Consider the following 928-nt stretch of genomic DNA (forward strand, 5'->3'; position numbering starts at 1 on the left):
GACCCCATGAAGTCGGAGTCGCTAGTAATCGCAGATCAGCAATGCTGCGGTGAATACGTTCCCGGGCCTTGTACACACCGCCCGTCACGTCACGAAAGTCGGCAACACCCGAAGCCCGTGGCCCAACCACTTGTGGGGGGAGCGGTCGAAGGTGGGGCTGGCGATTGGGACGAAGTCGTAACAAGGTAGCCGTACCGGAAGGTGCGGCTGGATCACCTCCTTTCTAAGGAGCACTGATCTGGCAGGCGCAAGCCTCCAGGTCCACGTCGTGATCATCAGCGAATGTCTGGTGCACGGCAGCTCATTAGTGGAGCACTGGCTATTCGAATCGAGAGCGTGATGCTCCTGCTCAGTACCGCCCAGCTTGCTGGGAGTGGGAACAGGAGAGAGCGGGCGAGCTGGTTCGAGCACACTGTTGGGTCCTGAGGAAACGGACCATCCCAACTGGGCTGCTACTTCGGTGGTGGCCTTGTTGTTGGGCGCTGGACGTTCCTCTGGACTAACTGCGGGGCTGATCCCTCGCTATACCACGTCTGTTGCAGGCGGTTCGGTAGCGGATCGGATTGGTTGCTGTTTGTTGTTTGTGAATTGCATAGTGGACGCGAGCATCTTGTGGCCAAGTTTTTTAGGGCACACGGTGGATGCCTTGGCATCAGGAGCCGATGAAGGACGTGGGAGGCTGCGTTAAGCCTCGGGGAGTCGCCAACCAGACGTTGATCCGGGGATGTCCGAATGGGGAAACCTAGCACCAGTCATGTGGTGTTGCCTCCGCCTGAATGTATAGGGCGGTTGGTGGTAACGCGGGGAAGTGAAACATCTCAGTACCCGTAGGAAGAGAAAACAAGAGTGATTCCGTGAGTAGTGGTGAGCGAAAGCGGATGAGGCCAAACCGTATGCGTGTGATAGCCGGCGGGCGTTGCGTATGCGG

The 928-nt window shown here is 58.1% G+C and carries 2 rRNA genes; both read left to right on the forward strand.

The window, feature by feature from the left end:
- Positions 1-223 (forward strand): 16S ribosomal RNA (locus QSK34_RS37605); the annotation flags it as partial.
- 391 nt (positions 224-614) lie between these two features.
- Positions 615-928, forward strand: a 23S ribosomal RNA gene (locus tag QSK34_RS37610); the annotation flags it as partial.

Source organism: Herbidospora sp. NBRC 101105 (assembly GCF_030269205.1).
Lineage (GTDB): Bacteria > Actinomycetota > Actinomycetes > Streptosporangiales > Streptosporangiaceae > Herbidospora > Herbidospora solisilvae.